Consider the following 15,376-nt stretch of genomic DNA (forward strand, 5'->3'; position numbering starts at 1 on the left):
GGAGATGGACATGAACTGGATCGCAATCGGCAAGCTGACCGACATTCCGCTCCGCGGCGCGCGCTGCGTGAAGACGCCCCAAGGCAAGATCGGCGTGTTCCGCACCGCCGAAAACCAGGTCTTCGCCATCGAAGATCATTGCCCTCACAAGGGTGGACCGCTCAGCCAGGGCATCGTGCACGGCACTTCGGTGACGTGTCCGCTGCACAACTGGGTGATTTCGCTCGAAACCGGCAAGGCGCTCGGCGCTGACGAAGGCTCAGTCCGGACCATCCGGCTCGAACTGCGCGGCGAAGACATCTTCATGGCACTCGAAGAACAGTTGGCCGCAGCCGAATAATCGGCGCGGCCATTTCAAACGACTACGCTCTAGGGAGACGAGAAAAAAATGTCCTATGTCACACCAACGGAATTCGTGACGAAGATGATCGACGCCGGCGAGGCGAAGATCTTCATGTCCACGCGCGACACCCTGATCCGGGCTTTCATGGCGGGCGCAATCCTTGCGCTTTCCGCCGCCTTCGCCGTCACCATCACGGTGCAGACCGGCAACGCTCTCGCCGGTGGCATCCTCTTCCCGGTCGGCTTCTGCCTTCTCTACCTCATGGGCTTCGATCTCCTGACGGGCGTCTTCACGCTTACACCGCTCGCCCTGATCGACAAGCGGCCGGGTGTGACCGCCAGCGGCGTGATGCGCAACTGGACGCTCGTCTTCGTCGGCAATTTCGCCGGCGCCTTCCTTGTTGCGGTGATGATGGCGATCATCTTCACCTTCGGCTTCAGCGAGGCACCAAACGAAGTCGGCCAGAGGATCGGTCATATCGGCGAAGGCCGCACGCTCGGTTATGCGGCGCACGGCGCGGCGGGCATGCTGACGCTCTTCGTCCGCGGCGTTCTCTGCAACTGGATGGTTTCGACCGGCGTCGTCGCGGCGATGATGTCGACCTCGGTGTCCGGCAAGGTCATCGGCATGTGGATGCCGATCATGCTGTTCTTCTACATGGGTTTCGAACATTCCATCGTGAACATGTTCCTGTTCCCTTCCGGCCTGCTGCTGGGCGGCAAGTTCTCGTTCATGGATTACATGATCTGGAACGAAATCCCGACCGTCATCGGCAATCTTGTCGGCGGCCTCACCTTCGTCGGCCTCACCCTCTATTCGACCCACGGCCGCAAGAAGAGCAAGCAGAGCGTTCCGGCTGGCCATATCGGCAATCCTGCCGGCGTTCCGGCGGAGTGAACCGATGGGGGCGGGCCTTCTGGAAACGGAAATGCAGGCGGGTGGAAACACCACCAGGACGACCTGCCCCTATTGCGGCGTCGGCTGCGGCGTCATCGCCACAGTGGCGGACAACGGCGCCGTGACGGTCAAAGGCGATCCCGAGCATCCGGCCAATTTCGGCCGGCTCTGTTCCAAGGGATCGGCGCTCGCCGAAACCATCGATCTCGATGGGCGTGTCCTCGTCCCCGAGATCCTCGGCCGGCAGACGGATTGGGATGAGGCGCTCGATCTCGTCGCCGAAAGGTTCTCGAAGACTATTGCGGAACACGGGCCGGATTCGGTTGCCTTCTACGTCTCCGGCCAATTGCTGACCGAAGATTATTACGTTGCCAACAAGCTGATGAAGGGCTTCATCGGCTCGGCAAATATCGACACCAATTCCAGGCTTTGCATGTCTTCGTCCGTCGCCGGCCACCGCCGCGCTTTCGGATCCGATACCGTTCCCGGCACCTATGAGGATATCGAACTCGCCGATCTGGTCATCCTCACCGGCTCCAACCTCGCCTGGTGTCACCCGGTGATCTATCAGCGGCTCGCAGCAGCCAAGACCGCGCGGCCGGGCATGAAGATCGTCGTCATCGATCCGCGCCGGACGATGACCTGCGACATTGCCGACCTGCATCTGGGCATCCGGCCGGATGGCGACGTGGCGCTGTTCATGGGCCTGCTCGCCCACCTGGCGCAAAGCCCGGTGATCGACCAGAACTATATCGCCGCGCATACGCAAGGTTTTGGCGAAGCCTTTGCCGCCGCGGCCACGCTTTCCTTCACGGAACTGATGGAGCGAACCGGCCTGCCCGCGATGCAGCTTCGCGAGTTCTTTCACCTGTTCGAGACGACGGAAAAGGTCGTCACCTGTTATAGTCAGGGTGTCAACCAGTCGGCGTCGGGGACGGACAAGGTCAACGCCATCATCAACTGCCATCTGGCGACGGGCCGCATCGGCCGGCCGGGCACGGGACCGTTTTCGCTGACCGGCCAGCCGAATGCCATGGGTGGCCGCGAGGTCGGCGGTCTCGCCAACATGCTCGCCGCCCATATGGCGATCGAAAGCGCGGACGATCGGGACCGCGTGCAGCGTTTCTGGGCCTCGCCTAGGATTGCCGAAAAGCCGGGCCTGAAGGCCGTCGACATGTTCCGCGCCGTCGCCGATGGGCGGATCAAGGCGCTGTGGATCATGGCCACCAATCCGGTGGTGTCGATGCCGGATGCCGATGCGGTCGAGGCTGCCATCAAAGCCTGTCCTTTCGTGGTGGTCTCCGACATTCTTCGGGACACCGATACGGCCCGCCACGCGCATGTCCTGCTGCCTTCGGTCGGCTGGGGCGAGAAGGACGGCACCGTCACCAATTCGGAACGCCGCATCTCCCGCCAGCGCTGGTTTCTGTCCGCCCCCGGTGAAGCCAAAGCCGATTGGTGGCAGATGGCAGAGGTCGGCAAGCGCATGGGCTCTGACGGCTTCGATTATAAATCTGCGGCCGAAATCTTCGCCGAACATGCCGCACTTTCGGCCTTCGAGAACGAGGGCAGCCGGGATTTCGATATCGGAGCGTGTGTCGAAATCGGCGAAGAGGGATACGATGCACTGACGCCGTTCCAATGGCCTGCTCCGCTGGGAGATACCCCCCTCTGGCCTGCCGGCCATCTCCCCCTCAAGGGGGGAGATCACAAGCGGCAGGATCGTCGCTTCCAAAGAAACGAGACGGCCTGCTCGACGGATGATTTTGGACAAAGAGTTGGCGCCCAGCCGATCTCCCCCCTTGAGGGGGAGATGGCCGGCAGGCCAGAGGGGGGTAGCGACAAGCGCTTCTTCGCCGATGGCGGCTTCTATCACCCAGATCGTAGGGCACGTTTCATCGCCGTCCAGGCGCCGGCCACCGACCGCACCAATGAACAATACCCGCTGACGCTGAATACCGGCCGCATCCGCGATCACTGGCACACGATGACGCGAACGGCGAAAAGTGCCAGGCTTTCCGGCCATATCGCCGAGCCCTTTGCGGAACTCCATCCGCGCGATGCGATGGAACTCGGCATTCGCGGCGCCGGCCTGGTCGAACTCGAAAGCCCCCACGGCAAGGCAATCGTCCGGGCGCTGGTCACCGAACGCCAGGCCCGTGGAAACGTCTTCGTGCCGATGCACTGGAACGACCAGTTCGCCGCAAAGGCGCGCATCGATACGCTGGTCGCACCCGTCACCGACCCGTTTTCCGGTCAACCGGCGTCGAAGAACATAGGGATCGCCGCCCGGCCGTTCGCCGCTTGCCTCTACGGCTTTGCCGTTTCCGCCTCGAAACCCCTGAACCCCCAGGCGGATTACTGGGCGCTCGCCAAGACCGATGGCGGCTGGCGGATCGAGCTCGCGTTCGCGGACCCGGTCGAGGACTGGGTGACCTGGTGCCGGGGAGCATTCGGCATCCCGGCCGAGATCGAGCCGCTCGGTTATGCCGACCATCAGTCCGGCGATCTGCGCCTCGCCTTTTTCGAGGGCGGAAAGCTGCTCGCAGCTCTTTTCCTGGCGAACGAGCCGGTCGCCGTCGCACGCAACTGGGCAATCGGCCAACTTGCCGCCGAACATTCCGACCTGCGCAAGCGCTTTGCGATCGTTGCCGGACGGCCCGGGGCCGACCAGCCCGATCCCGGCGCCACCGTCTGCTCCTGCTTTTCGGTCGGCGTCAACCGGATCATCGGCGCCGTGCGAGGCGGCTGCCACAGCGTCGAGGCCGTCGGAAAAGCAACCAATGCCGGCACCAATTGCGGCTCCTGCCGCGCTGAAATCAGGGGGATCATCGATGGATGTCTTGCAGCAGCCGCGGAATGAAGCATCTCCTGATCGTGGTGCCCGCATGGCGCCGCTTGCGAAGCTCCCGGTCTTCTGGGCGCTCGAAGGCAGGCCCGTCATCGTTGCCGGTGGGTCGGATGCGGCTGCCTGGAAAGCCGAGCTGCTTGCCGCCTGCGGCGCCAATGTGCATGTCTATGCGGATAGACTGTCCGAGACCTTCGAAAAGCTGATCGAACGCGGGGCGGAACATCCGCAGGGCCGCTTTATTCATCATCTAAACGTGTGGGACGCTTCGATTTTCGAGGTCGCAACGATCGCGATTGCGATTGCGGATTGCGACGATGAGGACGAGGCGCAGGCGTTTTTCAATGCTGCCCGCGCGGCGGGCGTGCCGGTCAATGTCATCGACAAACCCGCCTTCTGCCAGTTCCAGTTCGGTTCGATCGTCAACCGCTCGCCGGTCGTCGTATCCATCTCGACCGATGGCGCGGCGCCGATCCTGGCGCAGGCGATCCGCCGCCGTATCGAAACCCTGCTGCCAGCCTCGTTGAAAAGCTGGGCGGAACTCGCCCAATCGCTCAGGGAAAAGATCAACGACCGCCTGGCGCCCGGCCCGCAGCGAAGGGCCTTCTGGGAACGTTTCGTGGACCGCGCCTTCGGCAGCGAACCGGGATCGGGCAGCGAAGCCGCTATCTTCGCCGATGCCGGCCGCGTCGCATCCTCGACCCAGAAGGGCCGTGTCACCCTTGTCGGCGCCGGCCCCGGCGATGCCGAACTTCTGACGCTGAAGGCGGTGCGTGCGCTGCAGGCGGCCGACGTCATCCTGTTCGACGATCTCGTCTCCGACGAGGTGCTGGAGCTCGCACGCCGCGAGGCGAAACGCATGCTGGTCGGAAAACGCGGTGGCCGGGTAAGCTGCCGCCAGGAAGACATCAACGACATGCTGGTGAAGTTCGCCAAGGCGGGCAAACGCGTCGTCCGCCTGAAGTCCGGCGATCCGATGGTCTTTGGCCGTGCCGGCGAAGAGATCGCCTGCCTGGAACGAGAAGGCATCCCCGTCGACGTGGTGCCGGGCATCACTTCGGCGAGCGCCATGGCATCGCGGCTCGGCGTGTCGCTGACCCATCGCGACCATGCGCAGGGCGTTCGTTTCGTCACCGGCCATTCGCGCAAGGGCGTGCTGCCGGACAATCTGGACTGGAAAAGCCTCGCCGATCCGAAGACCACGACCATCTATTACATGGCGGGACGCACGGCGGGAGAGATCGTCAGCAAGCTGACAGACGCCGGCATGACGCCCGACATGCCGGTGGTGATCGTCAGCGCGGTGACCCGGCCGAACGAGCGGCGTTGGGCCGGACGGCTGAGCGACATGGCTGCGGCCATGGCAGAGATCGGTATCGACGAACCCGTGCTGATCGGCATCGGCCACGTATTTCGCAAGGTCGATTTCGGCGACTGCACGCAGTGGAACGACCAGGCCGCAGCAAGCGCCTGACGGAAAAGGGGCGGTAAAAACCGCCCCTTGAATCACAGATCAACTGAATCACAGGCTTATCGAGGCGCAGAGGCGGACCCGTCCTTGTAATAGGAGACGTAGCTGCTGTGCAGCCGCTCCGGCGCGCCCGGATCCGCATAGCGGTGCAGCTCCGACATCTCTGTCTTGTTGAGGATCACGCCCACCGTTTTCGAGGCGATCTGCGGTTCGGACCGGATCACCGACTGCACCGCCTTCGCAGGCGTCACGCCCCATTCGGTAACGAAGACGAAACCATCGACATAGGGCTCGAAGGCCTTCGCATCGATAACCGGGAGGAGCGGCGCCAGATCGACGACGATGACGTCGAACGTATCCTTGATGCTTTCGAGGAAATGGCTCATGCCGGAAGAAGCGAGGAGCTCGCTCGTATGGGCAAGCTGCTTGCTACGCGTCGTCATCGGCAGGATCGTCAGGCGCGACCGGCGGTCGACCCGCGCGGCATTGGTCCATGGCGTCTGCTGGAGCACCACCTCGACCAGTCCGACTTCCGGTTCGGAGGCCAGCATGCGGCTGAGGCCCGGATTGCGCAGGTCGGCGTCGATCACCAGCGTGCGAACGCCCGTCGAGGCGATCAGTCCGGCGAAATTGGCGGCGACCATGGATTTGCCTTCGCCCGGCAGGCAGGAGACCACGCCGATCACCCGGCACTTCCGCTCCTGCAGCATGATATCGCAGGCAAGCTTGGCATTGCGTAGCGTCTCGGCGAATTGAGACCGCGGCGCCTCGACCGCGACCCGCATCAATCGGCGGAACGAGATCGGGTTGCCGGGAGGCGCTCCGGCCGCCTCGGCCTCAGTTGGTGGCGGTGGCGGCGCGTCCTCCGCGAAGGCACCGCTGACCTTCGGCAGGTAGCCGAGGAAGCGAAGGCCAAGCTTCTCCTGCACATCGTCGCCGGTCCGGAAGAACCGCTCGCGGAATTCCAAGAGCGTTGCCGCCGCGCCGCCGATCAGCAGGCCAAGCACGACGGAGAGCGCCATGGTCAGCGTCTTGCGCGGGCTGGACGGGGCAGTCGGCAGGCCAGCGTCAGAGATCACGCGAGCCTTGGCGATCGGGAAGGATTGCCGTTGTGTTGCCTCTTCGAAACGACCGAGGAAGGATTCGTAGAGCGTCTTCAGCGCCGCCGCCTTCTGCTCCAGTTCGCGCAGCTGGACCATCGAGACATTCGCCTCCGAATTGCGGCCCGCAACCCGGTCGATGCTCTCACGCAGCGATTTTTCGCGCGAACTCGCCACTTCGAACACGTTGCGGAAGCTGCCCGTCAACTGCTGCAGCTCGCGATAAATCTGCTGCGCGAGTTCGCTCTTTTCCGTCTTGAGCGCGACCGCCTGCGGATGGTTCGCGCCGAACTGCTGGATGATGCCCTGCTCGCGGTCGGAAATGTTGATATACCGCTTGCGGAGGTCCTGAATGACCGTGTTGTCCGTATCGCGAGCCGAAACGACTGCGTTCTGAACGGCCGCGTCAGGCCCCTTGTCGATGATCGCCTGATATTGGTTGTAGCGTGCCGAAGCGGTTGCCGCATCGGCCTGGGCGACGATCAGCTGGCTGTTGAGATCCGAAAGCTGCTGCGTCGACAGGAGTTCGCCGCGCGGCGAAACCAGACCGTGTTGGGTCTTGAATTGCTCGACGGCAAGCGAGGCCTGCTGCGAGCGGGTGTTGAGGTCGTTCAACCGTTCCTGCAACCAGAGCGAAGCCCGCTCCGTCGCATCGAAATTGGCGTTCAGCTGTTCGGTCAGATAGGATTCCGCATAGGTCCGCGTGATCAGCGCGGCAAGTTGCGGGTCTGGCGAACGAATGGACAGAGCGATCACCGAGCTGCGGCCGACACGCTCCACAGTCAGCGATTGCTGCAGAACGGCCGCCGCTTTTTCGACCCGGCCCATCCTGACATTCTCCTCGGAAGGCGGTGGGCTGCCGGGCGTCAGAAGCGCAACGACACTGCGGATGGCGCCCTTGGCAAGATCGACGGGCGACTGCGGCGGGTTGACCACCGCCTCGTTCTGATCGAGCTTGGCCTTGTCGACCACCCTTACCGCCAAGGCCTTGGATTTCAGGATCTCGACCGCACTCGACATGCGATTGTCGATCTGCTGGGCCGTCTGACTGTCCTGAGGGTCGTCGGCGTAACGCGAAAGGTTATCATCGATCAGTATCTGCGTCAGCGCAGTATAAATCGGCTGCGCCATCACGAGGTAAACCCCGGCAAGGACAACCGTCACAACGAGGCACACGACGATGACGCCCGAACGACGGATCGCCGCTGCCCAGAGCTTATCGAGATCGATGAATGTGTCGTGATCCCGCGTTTCGCTCGGAAATATCGTTCTCGGTCTGAAGTTTACCTGATCCATAGGGCTCGCTTTCTGGAGCTTTGGGGGACGGATGGCGGAACCGCCGCCATCCGCCTCGTATGACTTGAATGCGCGTCAGGCGGCCTTGACCCGCGTTTCGTGCGACATCAGCAATTCCTTGATGGAGGCGTAAATCTCGGCCCCCATGTCCTGGCGAAGCATGGCGAAGGCGACATTCGCCTCGATGAAGCCGCGCTTGCTGCCGCAATCGAATGTGCGTCCCTGATAGGGATGCGCATGGAACGGCTGGACCTGCGCAAGCTTGTGCATGCTGTCCGTCAGCTGAATTTCGTTGCCGGCGCCGCGTTCCTGCCGGGCCAGCAGTTCGAAGATTTCCGGCTGCAGAATATAGCGCCCATTCAGGTAATAATTGGACGGCGCCTCGGCAGGTTTCGGCTTTTCGACCATTTCCGTCACCTCGAAACCGTGCGGCACGCTGTGGCCGACCCCCACGATGCCGTAGCTCGACGTCTCTTCGGGTGCGCATTCTTCGACCGCGAAGACATTGCCGCCGACTTCTTCATAGAGATCCATCAGCCCCGCCATGCAACCCTGCGAACCGTAGGAGACCATGTCGGGCAGAAGCAGTGCGAAGGGTTCGTTGCCCACCAGTTCGCGGGCGCACCAGACCGCATGACCAAGCCCGAGCGGCACCTGCTGGCGCGTATAGCTGACGGTGCCGGCGACCGGCAGCATCTTTTCGAGCTGGGTAACCTGGACCGTCTTGCCCGAGCGGGTCAGCGTCGCCACGAGCTCCGGCGCGCTGTCGAAATAGTCCTCGATCGCGGTTTTGTTGCGGCTGGTCACGAAAATGATGTTCTCGATTCCCGCCTGCATGGCTTCGTCGACCGCATATTGAACGACGGGCCGGTCGACGATCGTCAACATTTCCTTCGGCATGGCCTTGGTGGCCGGCAGGAACCGAGTGCCGTTGCCTGCGACGGGTATCACCGCCTTTCGAACTGGTCTTTTCATGTCCATTCCTTCGTCCTTTCTGAGGGCGCCCCCGCCCTATTGATCGGATTTTCAAGTGACGTCGGCCGTTTCACCAGCCGACGCATGCGAACGGCGATCGGCATGCGCAGAAGTCGGAGCGCACGTGGGTTTTCGATTGCCGTTTTCAGGAAGCCGCCGACGGAACCCTTCTTGATTTCGTCGACGAGCGTGAGAAATGAACCCGCTTCAAGAATGCTGCGGGTGCGCCTGCGCTGGGCAGCCGAGGCTTTCGCATCCAGCTTGTAGCGGGCGAGAAAAGTGCTGTCGGAGGCCAGCATCGCATCCAGATGGCTCTGCTCCAGAACGCGCGAGATCGAACCCTGACGCAGGTGATAGACATATCCGATCTCCGGCACGATCGCGCATCGCGCGCCGCTCGCCAGGGCGGAAGCAAGCAACAGGTAGTCCTCGCCGACCCGCAGCGCCTCGTCGAAGCGCAGCCCGTGCTCGACGAGAAATGCGCGTTCGAAAATTGGCTTCATGTAGCCGAAGTTGAAGGTCGACTGGAAAATCACGTTCGAGCCGATGAATTCGGCAAGCGTCAGCATCGACCGCTGCCTGAGCGCCTCCTTGGAGAACATCTCATAAGGCTCGCCGGCATCGAACGGGATGACGTCGAGATTGTCGACGACGATCTGCGCCTGCGCGTTCTCGGCCCGCTCCAGCATGGTCAAAAGCCTGGTGGGGTAAATCGAGTCGTCGGAATCGAGGATCGCGACCCAACGCCCCCTTGCCGCGGCAAGTCCGGCATTACGTGCGGCGGCCGGCCCGCCATTCACCGCCTGGGCGATCAACCTGACACGCTGATCCGAATAGGCTTCCGCGACGGCTCGCGTTCCATCGGTCGAGCAATCGTCGACGACGATCACTTCGAGCGTCACGCCGATTTGCGCAAGCGCGCTGTCGATCGCGCGCGCAAGCGTCTCCTCGGCGTTATAAGCCGCAATCACGAAACTCACGTCGGGCTGGAAATCCGGGGCCTGCAGATCATGCATCGTCATGTGGCTTCGGCGGCTCCGTATTGGCGGATCTCCCGGACACCGAGCGTGCCCGTGACGGCGCCGGCATGGAGTGCCGCACGAAGGGCGTAGCGAACGCGGGTAACCGGCGAGGGAATGGTTGCCGCCGTCACCGCTAGACAATAACCGAGCTTCAGCATCGCGAGACCGGTCTGCTTGAGGCGGCCGAGACCGGAGTTCTTGGCGGCGAGAATGCGTCCATGCGTCTGTCCGGAGCGGAAACGGCGCTTGGCAAGCCAGGAAAAGCTTGCCCGCTTTTCGGGCACCAGTTCCTCGATCACCGCATCCGGCGCAAATTCGATCCGCCCGCCGGCATCGGTCAAAGCAGTGAAGAAATGTGTATCCTCGCCGCCGCTTTGGCCGAGCGAAAGTGCAAACCTGCTGCCCGCGACGACCGGCGAGCGCAAATGGAGGAGGACGTTACAGGTATAACCGGTCCTGATCTGCCCGCCGACCCAGACAGGCATCGTCGAGTGGAAATCGCCATTGCGCATCCAGCTGGCGCTTTGCGATCCGTAGACGGCTCGGACCGGCCCGAGAACGGCGTCCGCCCCCGTGTTCCTCGCCATCGCCATCAGTCCGGCCAGCCATTCCGGCTCCGCCGTCTCGTCGTCGTCGATGAAGGCAAGGTAGTCCGCATCGCTTTCGGCGAGGCAGGCATTGCGGGCGATCGAGATATTCGACTTCGGGCAATGCACGTAGCGGATCGGGAACGGCGAACGCGCCCGCAAACCATCCACCAGCCCGCTTGCGCTCGGGCTCGCATCGTTATCGGCGACGATCAGGCGCAATTCCGCGCCGCCCGGGATGGCGATCTCGAAGAGCGAGATCAGCGTCTCGGCCAGCTCCGGCCGCCGATAGGTGCAGATGCCGATATCGACGCGGACCGGCTTTTCCTCTGCCGTCATCAAGCGATCCTCCGCGGCCGGATGCCGATCAGCTCCAGCCAAAAGCCGGCCGACCAGGCGAAATGCATGATCATCGCCGAAAGCGAGGCAAGCGGGCCGTAAGGGTTCTTCTGCCCCACCGCGAGCCAGAAGCCGTAACCGATGCAGGCCGCGGCCCAGACGACCATCGGCACCGCCGCCCACCAATAGAGGAGTGCAAGCAGCGCAGCGACGACGACCGGCGCGACTGCAAGCGGGATCGCTTGCCGGAGCTTCGGAATGGTACGATGCTTGACGAGGTTCTTCGCCCGGCCCCGGCCATAGGCGAGATATTGCCGGAACAGCGCCGAGGCGGTCGAACGCGGATAATAGGTCATGTAGGTCTTGCCGGTCATCCAGATGCGGAAAGCGCCCGCGCGCAGCCGGAAGTCCAGTTCCGCATCCTCGTTGTGACTGAAACTCTCGTCATAGCCGCCAACGGCCCGGAAGGCCGAAATCCGCATCAGCGCGTGGTGGCCATGATCGACCCACTCGCCGCCGCCGCCGGCGCGATGTTTCGAACCGCCGTTTCCAAGCTTCGAGTTCTGCGCCACCGCAGTTGCCTTCTGGAAAGTGCCGAAGCCGATCGTCTCCATGCCGACGACGACGGAGTCGGCGTCCATTTCGACGGCCTCCTGCAGAAGCGTCCGGCAGTAATCGTCCGGATAATCCCCATGCGCATCAATGCGGATGAGAAAGTCCCGATCCTCGCCGAACCGGTCGACGGCGAGGTTGATGGCCGCACTCTGGATACGCTTGCGATTTCCGATCAGCACGAGGTCGCGGATTTCCGGAATAAGGTCCTGGACGATGTCCGGCGTGCCGTCCTGGCTGCCGCCGTCGGCGACAACGATCAGCATGTCCATGTCGCCGCGCTGGCCGTTCAGCTTATGCAGCAACGGCGCGATCGTCGCCGCTTCGTTGAGGCATGGGATCACCAGAAGCGTCCGGATCTCGGACATCTGGGCATTGGAGTGAGAACGCAAAACCATACTCCACCTCACGATTGTACGGTTGAAACGGCCGGCATTTCGGCCGGCGACGGGACGTTGGGATGTAGGGCGGCGAGCCGCGAAACAAGAGCGCGGCATTCCGCCGGTCCGGTCACCCACTGACAGCGCTCGACGGCCGCAAGCCGGGAAAAAAGGTCGACGTAGCGCGCTTCCGTCATCTCGTTGAACAGCGTTTCGAGGGTCTCCCCCGTCACGTGATTGCGCACCAGACCGATGCCTCGCTTGCCGACGAAACGGCCGGTCTCCGTGCCGGCAAGCGCAATCGGCACCGCTCCGTAAAGCCCGCCTTCGTAAAGGCGGTTCGGCAGCAGCCAGCTGGAATTCAGCCCCTCCTCGAAGAAATCGATCGCCCAAGTGAACTGCACGTCGCCGTAGATCGCAGCGAGATCCTCCGGATTGCGGTAGGCACCGTAGAACTCCACATGCGGGGCAGCCGCGACCGCCGCATCGAAATCGTCGAATTCGCTGTAGGCGGGGCGGCCGCGTAATACGATCTCAACCTTGCCGTCCATGCGGGCCGCAAAATCGATCAGTATATCGAGCGACTTGCGGCAGCGGATCGCTCCGAACCAGCCGATCCGCCAAGGTTTGCCCGGTTCCGGCGGACGGGGCAGGAGTGGCTCGGACACCGGTTCCGGCTCGAGAGCGAGCACCTTGTTTTCCAGAAGCAGAACCGGAAGGTCGAGGCCTGAACGCGGTTTGAAGAAATTATCCACGAACGCCGGGGAACTGGTGATCAGCAGGCTCGCCCGGCGGCCGAAGAACCGCTGCGCCTGGCGCATCAGACGACCCTTCATCCCCTCGTCGAGAAGCAGGCGGTGAATATCAAGGCATTCGTAAACGACAGGAATCCGGCGGCTGAACATGGACGCAGCACGTCCGGCAAGCGCCAGCGTCTCCAGGTTGCGGGCGATGATGACGTCGGGCACGGCGATACCGGCCAGCGTTCGCTTCAGCCTCATGCGCGCGGCAAGAACCGCTCCGATGCGCTGCGCAAAACGCCCGTCCGCCGTCTGCCCGAGTGAAACGGTCGTCACATCCCGCTCGTCGGCAAGCACGTTCGCGCCGCGCTCGAAGCCGGCGACGGTGACGCTCGCACCACCGGCCTTCAAGGTCAGCACGCGCCGCCGGATAGCCGCGTCGGCCATGTCATGCGCGAGATAGAGAACGTTCAACGTCAAATCGTCCAACTCCATTGTCGAGCCGCCGAGGCGGCTCAGCCGAGCGTGCAGAGCACGGATTCAGGAAAACGGCAGGGCTCGCCGAGCGCGGTAAAAGCGACCCGGTCGACGGTCATCGAGGTCGGCTGAGTGTAGGAAAATGCGCCCATCCACTGCTTGAGCGTGTCGGTTCCCCAGAGACTGAGAAAAATCTTCTGAGGGTTCTGCGGTATCTTCGCCTTGTCCGTTACTTCTTGAACGAGCTTGCCGTTCACGAAGTAACGGAGGCGGTTTTCCTCCCAGATGAAGGCATAGTCGTTGAAGCCCTGGTCCGCACCGCCGGCGACCGGCACCAGTTTTTCGTTATTGCCCTTGGCGGAAACATACTGGTTGACCTGAACTTGGCCGGTATTCTTGCCGAGCACTTCGAAGTCGATCTCGTCATGCGGCTTTTTGTCGGTCGGGCCGATATAGGTGAAGAACGCCGAATTGAGCCCTGAGCCCGATGCGGATTTCATCCGCACCTCATAGGTGCCATAGCCGAAACGCACATTGGTCTGGATTTCGCCGCAGGCGAAGTCGCGGTCGCTGGCCTTGTCCTGCGCAAAGCCGAGCTGCAGAGTACCGCCCTCGACTTTCACCTGTTTCTTCGACCAGTTGCAATTCTGATGCTTGCCGTTGTTCCAGCCGTCCGAGACGTACCAGAAGGAACGGTTGAGTCCGTCGAAGTTTTCCACGAAGGACTTGCCCGCGTTAGCCTGCTGGGCCTGTGCTGCGGGCGAGAGAAGTCCAGACACCGCGGCAGCGATGATAACCTGGCAGGTTAGTTGAATCTGTCTGGCCTTAGCCGTCATGTTTCACCTGTGCTGTTGCGTTATTGCGGGTTCGCCGGGACCGGAAGCCTCGGCGAGTGGGTGGGATTTGGTGGCGGCCAGAAGCTTGGCCTTGCGACCGCGGCTGCCGGTCAACACCTCGTAGAGACCGCGCATTCTGTGCGAGACGAGGCGGTTGCTGACAACAAGGATGACGAAGCTTGCAACGGCGGCGACGCCGTAGAAGAGCGGGTAAAGGTCGTCGCCTGCCACGCGGTTCCACACCATCCACATCAGGACGAGCAGCGGATAATGGGCGCAGAACATCCAGAAGCTCAGGCTTCCGGTGGCAGCCAACCGCTGACCGATCCAGGAACGGATGACGATCGCCGACATCAGCCAGAAACCACCGGCTCCGAGGATCGAAAGCGCGTTGCGCGCCATGTCGAGAGGCCAGGGGAAATCCGGGCCGGTCCAGTAGAGGCCGATGGACAACAGCACCGCGGCGGCAAGCATCACCGCCGTACCCGGTCCCGCAAACCGGTCCGCAGACTTGAGGTCCACCTGGTAGAGCGCCAGGAAGATGCCGAGGGTGAAGCTGAACAGGATCGATTTCTTCAGCACGATGCCGACCGTCAGCATGGGGGTGATCGCCAGCAGGAACAGAACGCCGAGCGTCGCTGCCGGAAAACGCCGCACCAGCACGGCAAGGATCGGCGACAGCAGGATGCAGACGATCAGGTCGCGCAGGAAGTAGAGCGGAATATTGATCGGCAAGCCTTCCGTCGCGAACGCGTTACTTAGGAGTTCGCGCGTCGAGATGTTCCAGAGATCGGGAAAATATCCAACGCCCATGTCGACGCGTTGGATGACGAACATGGCTCCAAGCAGACCGAGGTTCCACAACAGGAAAGGCAAGAGGACGGTCTTCGCCTTGGAGCGAAGCGTCTTGGAATAGTTGAACGTCTCCCAACCCCGCTGGAACAGTAGATAGCCGGAAATCGCGCTGAGGCAGGGTACGCCAATGCGGAATAGGCTATCCCCGAGGAAAACCCTGAGCCAATCGAACAAACCATTCAGCCCGAGGAACGGGCTGGTGTCGGGATCATGCGGCACATGGACGAAGAGAATGCCGGAGATCAGCAGGATGCGCATCAAATTGATACGGGAGGATATATTTGGATCGACAGTCAAACGAGTCACCCTTTTTGGGCAGTGCCTCCCCGCCACTACCGTTTCAATCAGAGCAGACTTGAGCCCGCAGTCACCCAAAAAGGATCGTGCCGAGTTTGGCACAAAATGTGGCGGCGCAGCAAAAAAGGAGCTCGTAGCGGAATGTGAAGGGCACGAAGAGGCGCCCCTCCGGCGGCCCGCTGCCGCTCCTTGGGCTTATGATTTTCAAGGATTCACGGCATGTTGGAGCCAGGGCAATGCTGCACCGCAGCAGCACAAAAAAATCTTTTTGCAATAGACCAAAACGGCTAATGCGTTTGTA

11 protein-coding genes and 2 pseudogenes are annotated in these 15,376 nt (G+C 62.3%); 5 read left to right on the forward strand and 8 right to left on the reverse strand.

Annotation, left to right across the window (positions count from 1 at the left end):
* Positions 1–4: 4 nt before the first annotated feature.
* From nirD to cysG, 5 genes and pseudogenes are all read left to right on the forward strand, one after another.
* Positions 5–340: a nitrite reductase small subunit NirD gene (gene nirD / locus MOV63_RS07665; RefSeq protein WP_038545923.1), complete on the forward strand. Its 336-nt coding sequence runs from the start codon at positions 5–7 to the stop codon at positions 338–340.
* Between the two features lie 48 nt (positions 341–388).
* A complete protein-coding gene (locus MOV63_RS07670; protein WP_247033097.1) occupies positions 389–1,240 on the forward strand; it encodes a formate/nitrite transporter family protein in 852 nt (283 codons plus the stop codon).
* Between the two features lie 31 nt (positions 1,241–1,271).
* Positions 1,272–2,909, forward strand: a pseudogene (locus tag MOV63_RS32750) (molybdopterin-dependent oxidoreductase); the annotation flags it as partial.
* Positions 2,910–3,077: 168 nt separating this feature from the next.
* Positions 3,078–4,103: pseudogene (locus MOV63_RS32755) on the forward strand (molybdopterin dinucleotide binding domain-containing protein); the annotation flags it as partial.
* A complete protein-coding gene (gene cysG / locus MOV63_RS07680; RefSeq protein ID WP_247033098.1) occupies positions 4,075–5,562 on the forward strand; it encodes a siroheme synthase CysG in 1,488 nt (495 codons plus the stop codon). The pseudogene MOV63_RS32755 and the gene cysG, both read left to right, overlap by 29 nt.
* A 56-nt stretch (positions 5,563–5,618) precedes the next feature.
* On the opposite strand, the gene MOV63_RS07685 is transcribed toward cysG, so the two are convergent.
* The 8 genes from MOV63_RS07685 to MOV63_RS07720 form a co-directional block, all read right to left on the reverse strand.
* A complete protein-coding gene (locus MOV63_RS07685; RefSeq protein WP_038545930.1) occupies positions 5,619–7,955 on the reverse strand; it encodes a polysaccharide biosynthesis tyrosine autokinase in 2,337 nt (778 codons plus the stop codon).
* Positions 7,956–8,030: 75 nt separating this feature from the next.
* The gene (locus MOV63_RS07690; RefSeq protein WP_247033099.1) at positions 8,031–8,936 is read right to left on the reverse strand and encodes a UTP--glucose-1-phosphate uridylyltransferase; all 906 of its coding nucleotides are present in this window, start codon (positions 8,934–8,936) and stop codon (positions 8,031–8,033) included.
* Positions 8,927–9,952 carry a glycosyltransferase family 2 protein gene (locus MOV63_RS07695; protein WP_247033100.1) on the reverse strand — a complete coding sequence of 342 codons (1,026 nt, stop codon included), beginning with the start codon at positions 9,950–9,952 and terminating at the stop codon, positions 8,927–8,929. Before MOV63_RS07695 ends, MOV63_RS07690 begins: the two co-directional genes overlap by 10 nt.
* Entirely contained in the window at positions 9,949–10,878 is a 930-nt protein-coding gene (locus tag MOV63_RS07700; protein WP_247033103.1) for a glycosyltransferase family 2 protein, read from the reverse strand. Before MOV63_RS07700 ends, MOV63_RS07695 begins: the two co-directional genes overlap by 4 nt.
* Positions 10,878–11,858: a glycosyltransferase family 2 protein gene (locus tag MOV63_RS07705; protein ID WP_247033166.1), complete on the reverse strand. Its 981-nt coding sequence runs from the start codon at positions 11,856–11,858 to the stop codon at positions 10,878–10,880. The genes MOV63_RS07700 and MOV63_RS07705 overlap by 1 nt, the downstream gene beginning before the upstream one ends.
* Positions 11,859–11,896: 38 nt before the next feature.
* Positions 11,897–13,057, reverse strand: a complete 1,161-nt coding sequence (locus tag MOV63_RS07710; protein WP_247033169.1) for a glycosyltransferase — start codon at positions 13,055–13,057, stop codon at positions 11,897–11,899.
* Between the two features lie 68 nt (positions 13,058–13,125).
* Positions 13,126–13,923, reverse strand: a complete 798-nt coding sequence (locus MOV63_RS07715) for a glycoside hydrolase family 16 protein (RefSeq protein WP_247033105.1) — start codon at positions 13,921–13,923, stop codon at positions 13,126–13,128.
* A gap of 3 nt (positions 13,924–13,926) precedes the next feature.
* Positions 13,927–15,075, reverse strand: a complete 1,149-nt coding sequence (locus MOV63_RS07720) for an acyltransferase (RefSeq protein WP_405029305.1) — start codon at positions 15,073–15,075, stop codon at positions 13,927–13,929.
* Positions 15,076–15,376 lie beyond the last annotated feature (301 nt).

The sequence above is a fragment of the Neorhizobium sp. SHOUNA12A genome (genome assembly GCF_023006505.1).
Lineage (GTDB): Bacteria > Pseudomonadota > Alphaproteobacteria > Rhizobiales > Rhizobiaceae > Neorhizobium.

What these genes read in the sequence shown, in the direction of transcription:
- nirD (WP_038545923.1), top strand. Translation starts at nt 5, where the DNA reads ATGGACATGAACTGGATCGCAATCGGCAAGCTGACCGACATTCCGCTC.
- MOV63_RS07670 (WP_247033097.1), top strand. Translation starts at nt 389, where the DNA reads ATGTCCTATGTCACACCAACGGAATTCGTGACGAAGATGATCGACGCC.
- cysG (WP_247033098.1), top strand. Translation starts at nt 4,075, where the DNA reads ATGGATGTCTTGCAGCAGCCGCGGAATGAAGCATCTCCTGATCGTGGT.
- MOV63_RS07685 (WP_038545930.1), bottom strand. Translation starts at nt 7,955, where the DNA reads ATGGATCAGGTAAACTTCAGACCGAGAACGATATTTCCGAGCGAAACG.
- MOV63_RS07690 (WP_247033099.1), bottom strand. Translation starts at nt 8,936, where the DNA reads ATGGACATGAAAAGACCAGTTCGAAAGGCGGTGATACCCGTCGCAGGC.
- MOV63_RS07695 (WP_247033100.1), bottom strand. Translation starts at nt 9,952, where the DNA reads ATGACGATGCATGATCTGCAGGCCCCGGATTTCCAGCCCGACGTGAGT.
- MOV63_RS07700 (WP_247033103.1), bottom strand. Translation starts at nt 10,878, where the DNA reads ATGACGGCAGAGGAAAAGCCGGTCCGCGTCGATATCGGCATCTGCACC.
- MOV63_RS07705 (WP_247033166.1), bottom strand. Translation starts at nt 11,858, where the DNA reads ATGTCCGAGATCCGGACGCTTCTGGTGATCCCATGCCTCAACGAAGCG.
- MOV63_RS07710 (WP_247033169.1), bottom strand. Translation starts at nt 13,057, where the DNA reads ATGGCCGACGCGGCTATCCGGCGGCGCGTGCTGACCTTGAAGGCCGGT.
- MOV63_RS07715 (WP_247033105.1), bottom strand. Translation starts at nt 13,923, where the DNA reads ATGACGGCTAAGGCCAGACAGATTCAACTAACCTGCCAGGTTATCATC.